This window comes from Amycolatopsis sp. cmx-8-4 (assembly GCF_046548675.1).
Lineage (GTDB): Bacteria > Actinomycetota > Actinomycetes > Mycobacteriales > Pseudonocardiaceae > Amycolatopsis.
This window is the reverse complement of the sequence record NZ_JAEBDZ010000021.1, coordinates 25,688-40,218: the sequence shown is the minus strand read 5'-3', so window position 1 is coordinate 40,218 and position 14,531 is coordinate 25,688. Positions and strand designations below refer to the sequence as shown.

General features: G+C 70.8%; 14 protein-coding genes and 1 pseudogene. 5 read left to right on the top strand and 10 right to left on the bottom strand.

The annotated features are described in order from the left end of the window. Positions 1-22: 22 nt before the first annotated feature. Positions 23-1,819: a hypothetical protein gene (locus ACLJQZ_RS34515; protein WP_410624141.1), complete on the top strand. Its 1,797-nt coding sequence runs from the start codon at positions 23-25 to the stop codon at positions 1,817-1,819. Between the two features lies 1 nt (position 1,820). On the opposite strand, the gene ACLJQZ_RS34510 is transcribed toward ACLJQZ_RS34515, so the two are convergent. Continuing rightward, positions 1,821-2,693 (bottom strand): S1 family peptidase, encoded by an 873-nt coding sequence (locus ACLJQZ_RS34510; RefSeq protein WP_410624140.1) that lies wholly within the window; start codon positions 2,691-2,693, stop codon positions 1,821-1,823. A 40-nt stretch (positions 2,694-2,733) separates the two neighbouring features. Beyond that, on the bottom strand, positions 2,734-4,062 hold the full coding sequence (locus ACLJQZ_RS34505; protein ID WP_410624138.1) for a PLP-dependent aminotransferase family protein: 1,329 nt from the start codon (positions 4,060-4,062) through the stop codon (positions 2,734-2,736). A gap of 67 nt (positions 4,063-4,129) precedes the next feature. Between ACLJQZ_RS34505 and ACLJQZ_RS34500 the strand changes: the two genes are divergently transcribed. Then, positions 4,130-4,786 carry an O-methyltransferase gene (locus ACLJQZ_RS34500; protein ID WP_410624136.1) on the top strand — a complete coding sequence of 219 codons (657 nt, stop codon included), beginning with the start codon at positions 4,130-4,132 and terminating at the stop codon, positions 4,784-4,786. A 4-nt stretch (positions 4,787-4,790) separates the two neighbouring features. On the opposite strand, the gene ACLJQZ_RS34495 is transcribed toward ACLJQZ_RS34500, so the two are convergent. Next, positions 4,791-6,746 carry a transglycosylase domain-containing protein gene (locus ACLJQZ_RS34495; protein WP_410624133.1) on the bottom strand — a complete coding sequence of 652 codons (1,956 nt, stop codon included), beginning with the start codon at positions 6,744-6,746 and terminating at the stop codon, positions 4,791-4,793. Between the two features lie 158 nt (positions 6,747-6,904). Continuing rightward, a complete protein-coding gene (locus ACLJQZ_RS34490; RefSeq protein WP_410624132.1) occupies positions 6,905-7,633 on the bottom strand; it encodes a FadR/GntR family transcriptional regulator in 729 nt (242 codons plus the stop codon). A gap of 201 nt (positions 7,634-7,834) precedes the next feature. Here ACLJQZ_RS34490 and ACLJQZ_RS34485 point away from each other — a divergent pair, with 201 nt between their 5' ends. Then, positions 7,835-8,050 (top strand): hypothetical protein, encoded by a 216-nt coding sequence (locus ACLJQZ_RS34485; RefSeq protein ID WP_410624130.1) that lies wholly within the window; start codon positions 7,835-7,837, stop codon positions 8,048-8,050. Positions 8,051-8,122: 72 nt separating this feature from the next. On the opposite strand, the pseudogene ACLJQZ_RS34480 reads toward ACLJQZ_RS34485, so the two are convergent. Next, positions 8,123-8,254 (bottom strand): annotated as a pseudogene (locus tag ACLJQZ_RS34480) (L-serine ammonia-lyase, iron-sulfur-dependent, subunit alpha); the annotation flags it as partial. Between the two features lie 60 nt (positions 8,255-8,314). Here ACLJQZ_RS34480 and ACLJQZ_RS34475 point away from each other — a divergent pair. Continuing rightward, the gene (locus ACLJQZ_RS34475) at positions 8,315-8,983 is read left to right on the top strand and encodes a DUF433 domain-containing protein (protein ID WP_410624128.1); all 669 of its coding nucleotides are present in this window, start codon (positions 8,315-8,317) and stop codon (positions 8,981-8,983) included. Beyond that, positions 8,892-9,380 (top strand): hypothetical protein, encoded by a 489-nt coding sequence (locus tag ACLJQZ_RS34470; protein ID WP_410624126.1) that lies wholly within the window; start codon positions 8,892-8,894, stop codon positions 9,378-9,380. The genes ACLJQZ_RS34475 and ACLJQZ_RS34470 overlap by 92 nt, the downstream gene beginning before the upstream one ends. On the opposite strand, the gene ACLJQZ_RS34465 is transcribed toward ACLJQZ_RS34470, so the two are convergent. Genes ACLJQZ_RS34465 through gcvT form a run of 5 tightly spaced genes read right to left on the bottom strand, consistent with a single transcriptional unit; the run spans position 9,381 to position 14,529 of the window. Then, entirely contained in the window at positions 9,381-10,748 is a 1,368-nt protein-coding gene (locus ACLJQZ_RS34465; RefSeq protein WP_410624124.1) for an L-serine ammonia-lyase, read from the bottom strand. Between the two features lie 13 nt (positions 10,749-10,761). After that, positions 10,762-11,763, bottom strand: a complete 1,002-nt coding sequence (gene lipA, locus ACLJQZ_RS34460; RefSeq protein ID WP_410624122.1) for a lipoyl synthase — start codon at positions 11,761-11,763, stop codon at positions 10,762-10,764. Then, positions 11,760-13,034, bottom strand: a complete 1,275-nt coding sequence (gene glyA, locus ACLJQZ_RS34455) for a serine hydroxymethyltransferase (RefSeq protein ID WP_328646559.1) — start codon at positions 13,032-13,034, stop codon at positions 11,760-11,762. Before glyA ends, lipA begins: the two co-directional genes overlap by 4 nt. Further along, on the bottom strand, positions 13,034-13,411 hold the full coding sequence (gene gcvH / locus ACLJQZ_RS34450) for a glycine cleavage system protein GcvH (RefSeq protein ID WP_410624120.1): 378 nt from the start codon (positions 13,409-13,411) through the stop codon (positions 13,034-13,036). Before gcvH ends, glyA begins: the two co-directional genes overlap by 1 nt. A 14-nt stretch (positions 13,412-13,425) precedes the next feature. Next, positions 13,426-14,529 carry a glycine cleavage system aminomethyltransferase GcvT gene (gene gcvT / locus ACLJQZ_RS34445; RefSeq protein ID WP_410624118.1) on the bottom strand — a complete coding sequence of 368 codons (1,104 nt, stop codon included), beginning with the start codon at positions 14,527-14,529 and terminating at the stop codon, positions 13,426-13,428. Between the last annotated feature and the right edge of the window lie 2 nt (positions 14,530-14,531).

Below are 14,531 nucleotides of genomic sequence, written 5' to 3'. Positions count from 1 at the left end.
TCGGGAGCGGAAGGCGGGCGGCGTGGACGTGGCGAGTCCGGTGCGCGCCACTGCCTCCCCGGAGCCCGCTCCCGCGGCGCGCTCCCGGCCGCTGCTGCGCTGGAGCGTGCACGCCGCCTGGGTCGTGCTGCTCGCGCTGGCCACCGAACTGCGTGTCGGCCGCTTCGGCTTCCACCCGTCCGACCAGGGCTTCATCCTCGCCCAGGCGTGGCGGGTGCTGCACGGCGAAGTGCCGCACGCCGAGATCATCTCCGCACGCCCGCTCGGTTCGGCGGTGCTGCACGTCGCCGACTTCGCGCTGCCGATGCCGCTGTTCTTCGGCTCGAGCTTCCTGTCCATGATCGAGATCATCGTGGCGACCATCGGGTTCGCCGCGCTGGTCACCCGCCGCCGGGTGCTGGACTGGGGGCCGGGCATGACGGCGATGGTCGCGGCGGCGTCGCTCATCAACCTCAACGCGTTCCCGCTGATGGCCTGGCACACGGTCGACGGCATCGCGCTCACCGCGTGCGGCGCCTGGGCCCTGGACGCGGGCCTGCGCGGCGACCACTCCTTCGCCCGGCGCGGCGGCCTGGCCCTGCTCGGCTGCGCGGTGTTCGTCAAGCAGAGCTTCGCGCTGGCCGCGGTGATCGGCGTCTGCTGGCTGCTGCTGCACCCGGCGACGCGGGCCGGCGCGCTGCGGACGGCGCGCTGGTGGCGCCGGCTGGTCCTCGACCTGCTGTCCCTCGGCGCGCCCGGGCTGGCGTACGTCGCCTGGGTGAGCCTGGGCGGCGGGTTCGCGGAGATGGTCGAGCAGCTCACCGGCGGCGTGCCCGCGTACGGCCAGCGGCTGCTCGGGCTGTGGCTGGAGGACCCGGAGGTGCTGACCCGGGCGCCGGTGCGGGAGCTGAGCTTCTTCGTCGCGATCGCCGTGGTGCTGCTCGCGGTCCGGCTGCCGGGCGACCGGCTCGGCGCGGCCGGCCGGGTGGCGTCCTGGGTGCTGGTGCTGGCCGGCGCGACGGCCGTGGTCCTGACCGTGGTCGACGGCCGGTTCACCGGCTCGTCGCGCTGGGCGGACGTGCTGTGGTGGATCGTCGCGGTGAGCGTGCTGGTCAACGCGGCTGTGACGCGGAAGGTGCCGTGGGCCGGGCTGCTGGTGCTCGCGACCGGGTTCATGACCAGCCTGTCCTGGGGCAACGACACACCGACGCTGCTCACCGGGACGCTCGCGCTGACGGCGTTGCTGCTGCTGAGCGCCGTGGTCCCGCCGCGGCCGCGGCTGGCGCGGCGCTGGGTGACGGCGACGGCGGGCCTGACGGCGGTGGCGGTGTGCGGCTGGGTCGTCGTCGCGCGCCACGACCAGGCGGCCTACCTCGACCTGAGCCACGACAAGCTGACCGAGGACCTCGGCGCGGTGACCCCGGCGATGAGCGGGATCCGCACCAACCCCTCGACGTTCACCTACGTCCGGCAGATCCGCGACTGCCTGGCGGAGTTCCCGGCGGGCCGCACGGCGATCCTGCCGGACAGCTCGTTCGCCTACCCGGCGTTCGGCCTGCGCAACCCGTTCCCGCTGGAGTGGCCGCTGCCGCTGGAGATCGTCGGCGACGCGCCGCAGCGCATGCTGGCGGAGGCCGACGACCTCAACCGCGAGGGCGGCTACCTGGTGCTGTTCCAGACGGACTCGATCCGGCAGCTCGCGACCGGCGGCCCGGTGCCCGCGCAGATCCCGCTCGACACCCCGGTGTTCGACTACCTGGGGCTGGAGAAGGCGATCCAGGCGAGGCTCACCGGGCAAGCGGTGACCTGCGGCAGCTTCGTCGGGAAGTACGCGCGCTGAGTCACCCGCCGGCGATCTGCTCCTGGATCCAGCCGGCGACGACGTCGACCCGCGCGATGACCTCGAGCCCGGGCTGGGGGCACGCCGGGCCGTCGTTGACGATGGCCACGAGGGTGCCGGTGCGGTCGTCGTCGGAGGTGAAGAACGGGCCGCCCGAGTCGTCCTTGCACGGGCTGTTCTCGACGGTCCGCGTCACGACCGGCGCGGCTTCCAGGGTGGTCTGCCGGATCTTCGCGACGGTGAACTGACCGCGCTTGAGGTGGTCCGACGGCGCGACGACGGTGGCCGACACCGAGCCCCAGCCGATGAACCGCAACGGCTGCCCCTTCGCCGGCGGCTCGGTCGCCAGCTTCAGCGGGGTGATGCCGGTGATGGGCGCGCTGAGCTTCACCACGGCGAGGTCGTTGACCGCGGACTGCCGGACGTCGACGACCTGCGCCGACTCGCCGCCGGTGTCGCTGTCCTTGAGCTTCCCGAGCGTCACGGTCATGTCATAGCGCGGCTTGCCCCCGACCCGGACGTCGTTGACGTCGTGGAAGCAGTGCCCGGCGGTCACGACCCACCGCGCGTCGATGAGCGAGCCGCTGCAGGCACCGCTGCGGACCCCGCCGCCGGGGACCGGAATGTCCGTGGAAGTCAGCTTCGCGTTGAACGGCAGGATGGGATCCGGTACCGGACGACTGAGCACCGGCGTCGTCGGGCTGCTCCCGGTCGTACTGCTTTCGGTGACCGCGGCGTGACGTGGAGCATCGGCGCTCGCGATGAGCGACGCGCCGAAAGTGGTGTAAGCGCAGGCCAGCCCGGCTCCCACGACAGCCGCGACAGCGGCGGCCCCCAGCCTCGGCCCGCGGCGGCCGCGCGATTTCTTCCTCACTCCTATGAGTACGTACGCCAGGCCGAGATGGTTGCGTGATCTAGTCCACGAGCAAGTCGTCGGGCGTGCCGGACGCCAGCTCGGCGAGGACTTTCAGGGCCGCGTCGAGCGTTTCGAGGGGCGGCGCCGACACCGCGATCCGCACCGCGTTCGGCGCGTGACCGGGCAGCACCGCGAACGCCGACGCCGGGGACAACGCGATCCCGCGACGCGCCGCCGCCGCGACGAACGTCTCCGCGCGCCACTGCTCCGGCAGCACCCACCAGCGGTGGTACGACGCCGGGTCGCCGTGGACCTCGAACCCGGCCAGCCGCTCCGCCAGCACCGCGGCCCGCGAAGCGGCGTCACCACGCTTCGCCGTCTCCACCGCCGCCAAGGTGCCCGTCGTGATCCACTGCGTCGCCGCCTCGACCGCGAACCGCGGTGCCGCCCAGCCGCCCGAGCGGACCGCCGACGCCAGCCGGGCCGTCCACGCCGGCGGCGGCACCAGGAACCCCGCCGTCAGCCCCGGGGCGACGCGCTTGGACAGGCTGTCCACGAACACCGTGCGCTCCGGCGCGAACGCCGCGAACGGGCGGACGTCGGCGCGCAGGAACGTGTAGATGCCGTCCTCGATCACCGGCAGGTCCAGCCGCGTCACGACCTCGGCGAGGGCCGCGCGCCGGGCCGCGGGCATCGTCGTGCCGAGCGGGTTGTGCAGCGTCGGCTGGACGTACAGCGCCCGCACCGGGCCGGCCGCCAGCAGCGCCGAAGGCACCAGGCCGTCGTCGTCCGTCTCGATCGGCACCAGCTCCACGCCGAGCCGCGCGGCGACGCCCTTCACCACCGGATACGTCAGCGACTCGACCGCGAGCCGCTCCCCCACCGGCACGAACGCGGCGATCGCCGCCGCGATGGCCTGGCGGCCGTTGCCGGTGAACAGCAGCGTCTCCGGGTCCGGGCGCCAGTCGCCGCGGGTGAGCAGCGCGGCCGCCGCGTCGCGCGCGACCGGGGTGCCCGCGGCGCCGATCGGGTGCAGGGCCGCGGTCAGGACGTCCTGGCGCAGCAACGGTTCCAGCGCGCGGGCCAGGCTCGCGGACTGACCCGGCAGCACGGCGAAGTTGAGCTCGAGGTCGACGCGGGCGTCGCCGGGCTCGGCGAGCGCGGGTTCCGGCGGCGGCTTCGCGGCCCGGATGAACGTACCGCGGCCGACCTCGCCGACGGCCAGGCCGCGCCGGACCAGCTCGCCGTAGACGCGGGCGGCCGTGGAGTTCGCGATGCCGCGCTCCCGCGCGAAGCGGCGCTGCGGCGGGAGCCGGTCGCCGGGGCGCAGGCGGCCGGCTTCGACGTCGGCGGCGAGGGTGTCCGCGACGACGCGGTAGTCGTCCATGTCCACCCTCCTCCCCGGCCGTCCCGGCCATGATCCCACCGGCGTGGATCCCGCTAGGTTGGGTCCCATGACCGACAACACCTGGGCCGCGGTCGACGACTACTTCGCCGCCGCCGTGCTGAGCCCCGATCCGGTGCTCGACGCCGCGCTGGCCGACTCCGCGGCCGCCGGCCTGCCGTCGATCGCCGTCGCCCCGAACCAGGGCAAGCTGCTGAACCTGCTGGCCCGCCTCGCCGGCGCGCGGTCGATCCTGGAGATCGGCACGCTCGGCGGGTACAGCACGATCTGGCTGGCCCGCGCGCTCCCGGCCGGCGGCAAGCTGGTGACCTGCGAGTACGAGCCCAAGCACGCCGACGTCGCGCGGGCGAACCTGGCGCGCGCGGGCTTCGGCGAAGAGGTCGTGGACATCCGGGTCGGCGCCGCGCTCGACACCCTGCCGACGCTCACCGGGCCGTTCGACTTCGTGTTCATCGACGCCGACAAGGCGAACCTCGACAACTACGTCCGCGAGGCCCTGGCGCTGTCCCGGCCCGGCACGACGATCGTCGTCGACAACGTCGTGCGCGGCGGCGCGGTGGTCGACGCCGGGAGCACCGACCCGAACGTCCAGGGCGTGCGGCGGATGGCCGAGCTGATCGCCGCCGAACCCCGGCTGGACGCGACCGCCGTCCAGACCGTCGGTGGCAAGAGCTACGACGGGTTCCTGCTGGCCCTGGTCCGCTGAGCCGTCACCGCCGGGGGCGGATCTCCGGCGGCGGCGCGAGCGCCACACCCCGCTTCGCGTCGCCGAGCGGCCGGATCGGCTGCCCTTCGTGTGCCGCGGCCATGAACGCGCGCCAGATGTCGGCCGGGACGACGTCGCCGGTGAGCTTGGCGCCGGTCGCGTCCTTGAGCAGCCGGTCGTCGTCGGAGCCGATCCAGACCGCGGTCGCCAGCTGCGGCGTGTAGCCGACGGCCCAGGCGTCCTGGTTGTCCGGCGAGTTGCCGTGCTCGGCCGCGCCGAGCCGCAGTGCCGCCGGGCGGCCGTCCGGCAGTGACGTGCCCAGCGTCGCGGTGACGTCCTGGGCGAAGCGGCGGCTCGCGTCGCCGTCGTCGTCGAACGCGGGCCGCGCGGTGCCGGTGTGCTCCCAGACGACCGCGCCGCTCTCGTCGCGCACCTTCGCCACGAAGTGCGGGGTCGCGCGCTGCCCGTCGGCGGCGAAAGTCGCGTACGCGCCCGCCATGTCCAGCGGCCGCAACGGGTACCGGCCGATCGCGATGCCCGCGCCGATCAGGAAGCCGTCCTTCTCCCGCATGGTCGGCACGCCGTCGACGGCCTCCGGGATGCCCGCCTGCCGCGCGGCCTCGCTCAGCGCGTCCGGGCCGAGTTTCCTGGCCATGGCGATGAACGGGCCGTCGGCCTGGGACTGCATCGCGATGCCCGGCGTGCACTTCGGGCCGCAGACGACCGGGTACTGGAAGTTTTCGCCGAGGAACTCCTGTTTCTCCGGCGCCGGGAGCGGCTGGTCCAGGCCGTACCCGCGGCGCAGAGCCGCGGCGAGCGTGAACGGGTAGAACGCCGAGCCGGCCGCGTGCGGGGTGCTCGCGTAGTCGCGGACGCCCTGGTCACCACCCTGGTAGGCGCGCACGGCGCCGGTCTTCGGGTCGACGGCGACGACGGCGCCGCGGAACTCCTTCGGCTCGCCCTTCAGCTTGTCCTGCAACGCTTTCGTCGCGGCGTCCTGCGCGGTCCGGTCCAGCGTCGTCTCGACCGTCATGGTGCCCTGCTGGAGCCGGCCGAGCGGGAAGCCGTCCTGTTCGAGCTCGGCCAGCACCTGCTGCTTGACGTGGAATCCGTCGTAGGTGACGCGGCCGGCGCGGGTTTCCGACGGTGGCTGGATCTCCGTGCCGGGATAGGCCATGCTTTCGTCGCTCTTCACGTAACCGCGCTCGACGAGCTTGTCGTGCACGTACTGCCAGCGCCGCGCGGCGTGCGCGTCGCCGGATGCCGCCGGGTCGTGCACCGACGGCGACTGGATCATCCCGGCCAGGAACGCGGCTTCGCTCCAGGTCATGGAGTCGTCGAGCTTCTTGCCGAAGTAGGCGTTCATCGCCGCGGCGGGCCCGAACGTGCCGCGGCCGAAGGAGATGATGTTGACGTAGCTCTCGAAGATCTGTTCCTTGCTCTGCTGCTGGGTGATCTTCGTGGCCAGCACGAGCTCGGCGAACTTGCGCCCGACCGTGGCGTCGTCGTCGCCGGTGGACTTCTTGATGTACTGCTGGGTGATCCCGGACCCGCCGCCGACGCCGGTCAGGAACGCGCGGCCGATGCCGGTCGGGTCGAAACCCTGGTTGTCCCAGAAGGTCGGGTCCTCGGTGGCGATGATCGCGTCGCGCAGCTTCGACGGGACCTGCGCGTAGGGCACGAACATCCGGTCGCCGTCGGCCGGAATCACCTTGAGCAGCGGCGATCCGTCGGAGTAGTTGAGCACGACGGTCTTGTCGAGCCCGGCGAGCACCTCCTGCGGGCTGCGGACGTCGAGCACGAGGTAGGCGATCCAGAACGCGATCAACGGCACGCCGACGAGGAGCCCGAAGCTCCAGTAACCGATCCGCCGGATCCGCCGGCGGCGCCGGCGTCGCGGGGTGTCGGGCTTCGCTTCGGCGTCATCGGCACCGTCGGGTTCCGTCGTCGTCGAGGTCACGAATGGATGACGTCCGGTCGAGTGAAAAGGTTCTGTGGAGAATTAACGGAGTTGTTCGAATCCTGTCAAGACGCCTCGGCCCCCATGCGCCCCAATGTGGCGTTCGGTGCGTCTGACGCAACCAACGCCACATTGGGGCGCATGAGAAGCCGCGCTCGTCAGGACAGGAAGGCGCGCAGCAGCGAGGCCGTTCCCTCGATGTGCTCCGCCATCGCGTGGCGGGCCGCGACCGCGTCGCCGGCCAGGATCGCGTCCACGATCGCCTCGTGCTGGGCGTTCGAGTGCTCCAGGTTCGGCTGCAGCAGCGGGATCCGGTCGAGCAGCTGGTTCACCCGGGTGCGCGCGTCGGCCATCGCCGTGGTCAGCGAGCCGGACGCCGTGACCTCGGCGATCGCCAGGTGCAGGCGGGAGTCCTTGCGGCGGTAGTCGTCGAGCTCGGCGCCGGCCGCCTCGGCCAGGGTGCCCGTGAGGTGCTGACGGTCGGCCGGGCTCAGCGAGCGGGCCGCGGCCATCTCCGCCGCGCCCGTCTCCAGGACGTAGCGCAGGCTCAGCGCGTCCTCCAGCACCACGGAGTCGACGGCGACCACGTCGGGTGCGTGTTCCGGCGGGCCGGGGAGAGTCTCGTTCACGAACGTGCCGCCGTAGCGACCTCGTCGTGACTCGACGTAACCGGCGTCGGAGAGTGCGCGGATGGCCTCGCGCAGCGTGACGCGGCTGACCCCGAGCCGTTCGGCGAGCTCGCGCTCCGACGGGAGCCGCTCCCCCGCGCCGACCACGCCCAGCCGGATCGCCTGCAGCAGCCGCTCGACGGTCTCCTCGAAAGCGTTGCCCGCGCGGACCGGCCGGAACAGCGCTTCGCCGGCATTCACCACCGAGGTCGACTCCATCCCGCGAGTTTAGGCCGCGGGCCGCGGTGGCCGGGTGGTTCACCCGCCTCGCGCGACCCGGGCACGCTGGGTGTCCGTCACGGTACGCCTCGCACCTTCGAAGTGGACCGAGGCTCGCGCGGCGATCACACTGTGTTCGCGGTGTGAAAAACCTGTGGAACCGAACGGGCACAGTCGGCGACGATGGGTCGCACGACACCGATGAGCGACGCAGGGGGCGAGCCGGTGCACTTTCTGATGGCCGAGGATCTGGTTCACGAGCGCGAGAACGAGTTGCGCCACGGCATGCGCAACCGTCCGCAGGGCCGGGCGACACCGCGGCGCCACACCGGAACCCGGCGCCAGCAGTTCGGCTGGACCCTCGTGGAGGTCGGCCTGCGGCTGGCCACCGAGCCGGAGGCCGACCAGCACCACTGAGACGCATCTTTCCCTAGGAAAGATCGCCCCTAGCACTGCTAGGTCGCATCTTTCCCTATGAAAGTGACGTCCTCAGCACTCGATGACGTTCACCGCCAGGCCGCCGCGGGCGGTTTCCTTGTACTTCACGCTCATGTCCGCGCCCGTCTCGCGCATCGTCTTGATCGCCTTGTCCAGGGTCACCACGTGACTGCCGTCGCCGCGCGTGTCTCTTGATCACACTGAGCAATCGAGCAGTATGGTTGCAACTTGAGAGGAGGACGCGTGGACGATGACGTGAGGTTTGCTCGGCCGGTCATGAGCATGGCCGATGCCGCCAGGCACCTCGGGATCCCTCAGCAGACCTTCCACCGTTGGGCGCGTGGTTATCCCAAAGGCGGTCCGCTCCTTCACGTATCCGAACCGGAAAGCATCCGGCGAGCCAGCGTCCCCTTTATCGCTCTAGCCGAGGCATGGGTTCTCCAGGGTCTCCGACAGGCCGGTGTGCGGCCGCACAAGATCCGGCCTGCCCTCGAACAATTACAGAAGCAGTTCGGGCGAGAGTACGTCCTGGCATCCCACGAGCTGGTCACCGACGGGATTTCCGTACTTTGGGATTTCTCCAAGACCGAAGCAGGGGCCGGACTGATCGAGGGAGGCTCAGGTCAGACCGTGATCCGAGAGATCGTCCAGGACTACCTGACGTACGTGGGCTTCGCGTCGGACGATTACCCCAGTCACCTGACCCTCAAGACCTTCGAGCCGTCGAATGTCGTCATTGATCCTTATCGCTCATCAGGCCAGCCTGTTTTCACAGACTCAGGTGCCAGAGTCTCCAACGTCGCGGCCATGCTGAAGGCGGGTGAAGATCCTGCCGTCGTCGCCGAAGAACACGGAATCGCCATCGAAGCCGTCCGGGCCGCCGCTCGCGTCCTCCTGGGCCGCGCCGCCTGAGTTCTACCTCGACGAGAACGCCGTCACGCGGACCGTGCGACGGTTTCTGATCTCGCTCGGTTATGTCTGCCACACTCCGCCGGAGGTGTTCGGCACCCGGGCCGAATCGCTCGGCGCAGCGGACACCGAATGGCTGGCACGGATTGCCGGAACCGGCTGGGTCGTGGTGAACCGAGATGCCAAGATCATGGAACGCCCGGACGAGTTGGCCGCGTACCGCGCCGCGAAGGTCCACATGTTCTACCTGCCTGGCGAAGCGACCCGCGACCAACTCCTGCACCTCGTCGAAACGAACCTCGCGGACATCATCACGCTGTCGGCTGATCGGACTCCCGACGTCTGGAAGATCACCCACCACGGGATCGAGCGCTTCGTGGTGCGCAAACGCCGACGCTGATCAGCACTCGATGACGTTCACCGCCAGGCCGCCGCGGGCGGTTTCCTTGTACTTCACGCTCATGTCCGCGCCCGTCTCGCGCATCGTCTTGATCGCCTTGTCCAGCGTCACCACGTGACTGCCGTCGCCGCGCATCGCCATCCGGGCCGCGTGGATGGCCTTCGACGCGCCGACCGCGTTGCGCTCGATGCACGGGATCTGCACCAGGCCGCCGACCGGGTCGCACGTCAGGCCCAGGTGGTGCTCGACGCCGATCTCCGCCGCGTTCTCGACCTGCGCCGGGGAGCCACCGAGGACCTCGGTCAGCCCGGCCGCCGCCATCGCGGACGCCGAGCCGACCTCGCCCTGGCAGCCGACCTCGGCGCCGGAGATCGAGCCGGTCTGCTTGAGGATCGAGCCGATCGCCGCCGCGGTGAGCATGAACGTGACGATGCCGTCGTCCGACGAGTGCCGGATGAACCGCTGGTAGTAGTGCAGGACCGCGGGGATGATGCCGGCGGCGCCGTTGGTCGGCGCGGTGACGACGCGCCCGCCCGCGGCGTTCTCCTCGTTGACCGCCAGCGCGTACAAGCTGACCCAGTCCATCGCGTACAGCGGGTCGTCCAGGCCGTCCTCGGCCAGCAGCTTTTCGTGCAGCGCGCGAGCCCGGCGCGGCACCTTCAGCCCGCCCGGCAGCACGCCTTCGTGGACGCAGCCGTTGCGGACGCACTCGGCCATGACCGCCCAGATTCGCAGCAGGCCGTCCCGGACCTCTTCGCGCGAACGCCACGACAGCTCGTTCGCCATCATGATCTCGCTGATCGGCAGGCCGGTCGACGCGCAGTGCCCGAGCAGGTCCGCGCCGGTGCGGAACGGGTACGGCACCGGTGTCGCGTCCTCGACGAACACCGCGTCGGTCTCGTACGACTCGTCGCGGACGAACCCGCCGCCCACCGAGTAGTACGTCCGCTCGCGCAGCACTTCACCGGACGCGTCGAAGGCACGGAAGATCATGCCGTTCGGGTGCGCCGGCAGGGATTTGCGGCGATGCATGGTGAGATCGGTGTCCTCGTCGAACGCGATCTCGTGCGTGCCGCCCACCTTCAGCCGGCCGGACTCGCGGATCTCCGCGACGCGCACCGGCACGGTGTCGGTGTCGATGGCCTCGGGACGCTCACCCGAAAGCCCGAGCAGGACGGCTTTGTCACTGCCGTGGCCGAAGCCGGTCGCGCCGAGCGAGCCGAACAGCTCGGCCTGCACGCGCGCGGTCTTGCCGAGATCGTCGCCGAGACCGTCCACAAAGGTCAGTGCCGCACGCATCGGGCCGACGGTGTGGGAGCTCGACGGCCCGATGCCGATGGAAAACAGGTCGAAGACGCTGATCGCCATTGATCCGCCTCTCCTATCTCGCCAGCAGGGAGCTGGCCTCTTGCGCGGCCGGTCCCTGGTCGGCGAGGTGCTGCAGGTTTTCCGGCAGCTCTTCGCCACGGTAGCCCTTGGTCTGGGCGTAGAGCCGTCCCGCGCGGTACGACGACCGCACCAGCGGGCCGGCCATGACGCCCGCGAAGCCCATCGCCTCGGCGGCGTTCGAGTGCTCCACGAACTCCTCCGGCTTGACCCAGCGGTCCACCGGGTGGTGCCGCGGCGACGGCCGCAGGTACTGCGTGATGGTGAGGATCTCGCACCCGGCGTCGACCAGGTCCTGCATCGCCGGGGCGACCTCGTCCGGGGTCTCCCCCATGCCGAGGATCAGGTTGGACTTCGTGACCAGGCCGAACTCACGCGCCTTGGTGATGACCTCGAGCGACCGCGCGTAGCGGAAGCCGGGACGGATCCGCTTGAAGATCCGCGGCACCGTCTCGACGTTGTGCGCCAGCACCTCCGACCGCGAGCCGAACACCTCAGCCAGCTGCGCGGGGTCCGCGTTGAAGTCCGGGATCAGCAGCTCGACGCCGGTGCCCGGATTGAGCGAGTGGATCTGACGCACCGTCTCGGCGTACAGCCACGCCCCACCATCGGCGAGGTCGTCACGAGCCACGCCGGTGACCGTCGAGTACCGCAGCCCCATGGCCTGGACGGACTCCGCGACCTTCCGCGGCTCCGTCCGGTCCAGCTCAGCGGGCTTGCCCGTGTCGATCTGACAGAAATCACACCGGCGCGTGCACTGGTCACCACCGATGAGGAACGTGGCCTCCCGGTCTTCCCAGCACTCGTAGATGTTGGGACAGCCCGCTTCTTCGCAGACGGTGTGCAGACCTTCGCGGCGCACCAAGCCCTTCAGCTCGGTGAACTCCGGCCCCATCCGCACCCGCGTCTTGATCCACGGCGGCTTCTTCTCGATCGGCGTCTCGCTGTTGCGGACTTCCAGGCGCAGCAGCTTCCGGCCCTCGGGCGGAGCGCTCACCGGGACAGGTCCGCGTACAGCGGGTGCTTCTTGGCCAGGGTCTCGACGCGGTCGCGCAGCTTCGCGCGGAGGGCGTCGTCGAAGTCGGGCTTGAGGGCCTCGGCGATGACGTCGGCGACCTCGGTGAAGTCCTCGGCCTGGAAGCCGCGGGTGGCCAGCGCCGGGGTGCCGATCCGCAGGCCGGAGGTGATCATCGGCGGGCGCGGGTCGAACGGGACGGCGTTGCGGTTGACCGTGATGCCGACCTCGTGCAGCCGATCCTCGGCCTGCTGACCGTCCAGAGTGGACTGGACGAGGTCGACGAGCACCAGGTGGACGTCGGTGCCGCCGGTCAGCACGCGCACGCCGGCCGAAGCACAGTCCTCCTGCGACAGCCGCGACGCCAGGATGCGCGAGCCGTCCAGGGTGCGCTGCTGGCGCTCCTTGAACTCCTCGCTCGCGGCGATCTTCAGTGCGACGGCCTTGGCCGCGATGACGTGTTCGAGGGGCCCGCCCTGCTGGCCGGGGAACACCGCCGAGTTGATCTTCTTCGCCAGCTCCTGGCGGCACAGGATCAGCCCGCCACGGGGGCCGCCGAGGGTCTTGTGCGTGGTCGTGGTGACGATGTCGGCGTGCGGCACCGGCGACGGGTGCAGACCGGTCGCGACCAGCCCGGCGAAGTGCGCCATGTCGACCATCAGCTTGGCTTCCACCAGGTCCGCGATGCGGCGGAACTCGGCGAAGTCGAGCTGACGCGGGTACGCCGACCAGCCGGCGATGATCAGCTTCGGCTTGTGCTCGACGGCCAGGCGCTCGATCTCGGCCAGGTCGACGATGCCGGTCTCTTTGTCGACGTGGTAGGCGACGACGTTGTAGAGCTTGCCCGAGAAGTTGATCTTCATCCCGTGCGTCAGGTGGCCGCCGTGCGCCAGGTCGAGGCCGAGGATGGTGTCGCCGGGCTTGAGCACGGCGAACATCGCGGCGGCGTTGGCCTGCGCGCCCGAGTGCGGCTGCACGTTGGCGTGCTCGGCGCCGAACAGCGCCTTCGCGCGGTCGATGGCGAGCTGTTCGACGACGTCGACGTGCTCGCAGCCACCGTAGTAGCGGCGGCCGGGGTAGCCCTCGGCGTACTTGTTGGTCAGCACCGAACCCTGCGCCTCGAGCACGCCCACCGGGGCGAAGTTCTCGGAGGCGATCATCTCCAGGGTCGACTGCTGGCGGGTGAGCTCGTCGGCGACGGCCGCCGCGACCTCGGGGTCGACGTCGGCGAGGTGGGCGTCGAAGGTCGTCATCAGCTCTCCTGGGTGAGTGCGGCGTAGGCGGCGGCGTCGAGCAGCTCGGGCACGTCACCGGAGAGACGCACCTTGAGCAGCCAGCCTTCGGCGTACGGGTCCGAGTTGATCACCTCGGGGGTGTCCGACGTGGTGCCGTTGACCTCGACGACCTCGCCGGAGACCGGCGCGTACAGCTCGCTGACGGACTTGGTCGACTCGACCTCGCCGAACACCTCGCCCGAGGTGATGGTGGCGCCGACGTCGGGCAGCTGGACGAACACGATGTCGCCGAGCGACTCGGCGGCGAACGCGGTGATGCCCACGGTGGCGACGTCACCGTCGACGTTCAGCCACTCGTGTTCCTTGGTGTACTTCAGGTTCTCGGGGATGCTCACGGTGCAAGAGTCCTTTACGCGCGGGAGTAGAAGGGCAGGGCGACGACCTCGACGGGCTCGATCCTGCCCCGGATGTCGACGGAAAGTTCGGTGCCGGGCTCGGTGTACGCCCGATCGACGTACGCCATGGCGATCGGGTGACCCAGCGTGGGCGACAGCGCCCCACTGGTGACCTCGCCGATCTCGACCCCGTCGGCCAGCAGCTTGTAGCCGTGCCGCGGAGCTCGACGGCCCTGGCCCTTGAGCCCGACCCGTACACGCGGGACGTCCGCCTTGGACCGCTCTTCGAGGGCGGCGCGGCCGACGAAGTCACCCGGCTTCTCGAACTTGACGACCCGGCCGAGCCCGGCTTCGAACGGGCTCTGGCCGAGGGTGAGCTCGTTGCCGTACAACGGCATCCCGGCTTCGAGCCGCAGGGTGTCGCGGCAGGCCAGCCCGGCCGGGACCAGCCCGTGGGCCTCGCCCGCCTCGGACAGGATGCGCCAGACGGCCGGGGCCTCGTCGGCCGGGACGAACAGCTCGAAGCCGTCTTCGCCGGTGTAGCCGGTGCGGGCGAGCAGGACCTCGTGACCCTTCACGACCGCCGGCACGCTGGCGTAGTACTTCAGCGCGCCCAGGTCGGCGTCGGTGACGGCGCCGAGGATCTCCACGGCCTTCGGGCCCTGGACGGCGATCAGCGCGGTCGTCTCGGACCGGTCGTCGACGACGGCGTCGAAGCCCGCGACCCGCTCGGCCAGCGCGTCCGCGACGACCTTCGCGTTGCCGGCGTTGGCGACGACCAGGTAGTGCTCGTCGGCCAGGCGGTAGACGACCAGGTCGTCCAGCACGCCGCCGTCGGCGTCGCAGATCATCGTGTAGCGCGCCCGGCCCGGCTTGACCCCGGTGAGGTTGCCGACCAGCGCGAAGTCCAGGACGTCGGCGGCCTGCGGGCCGGTGACGTGGATTTCGGCCATGTGCGAGAGGTCGAACAGCCCGGCCGCCTCGCGGACGGCCTTGTGCTCGGCCAGCTCGCTGGCGTAGCGGACCGGCATGGACCAGCCGGCGAAGTCGGTGAACAGCGCACCCAGTCCTTTGTGGACTTCGTGCAGGCTGGTCTCTTTCGACGCTGTGGAGTTCAAGG